General features: G+C 72.0%; 1 protein-coding gene. It reads left to right on the plus strand.

What is annotated here, in order from left to right; genetic code table 11:
- On the plus strand, positions 1-205 hold a 205-nt coding region (locus tag FNQ90_RS26770; RefSeq protein WP_182608625.1), incomplete at its 5' end, for a hypothetical protein.
- Positions 206-346: the final 141 nt, after the last annotated feature.

Consider the following 346-nt stretch of genomic DNA (forward strand, 5'->3'; position numbering starts at 1 on the left):
CGTGTCCTACCTGAACGCGGCGCGACAGATCGACCCGGTTGCCGCCTGGCTCACCGCGATCGCGGTGAGCTCCCGCGAGCCCACCGAATGGGCCGCGTCGGCCGAGCGGTCCGTCACCGTGCCCGTCGACCACGCCGACATCCTGCGCAGCAGGCGGGTGGCCGAGACGGTCAACGAGATCATCGGCGCGTACGCGCCCCTGTGACCCGTGGTGGACGGGCCGGCCATGGTGCGGTCGACCCGCGCGCGGGGCCGGCTCGAACCGATCAGGGCGCCGACCGTCATCACGCACCGGTCCCCGTCCCAGGTCTGTCCGGACACGAAGACGTTGTTGGCCATCAGCCGA

The sequence above is a fragment of the Streptomyces alkaliphilus genome (assembly GCF_014141535.1).
Lineage (GTDB): Bacteria > Actinomycetota > Actinomycetes > Streptomycetales > Streptomycetaceae > Streptomyces > Streptomyces alkaliphilus.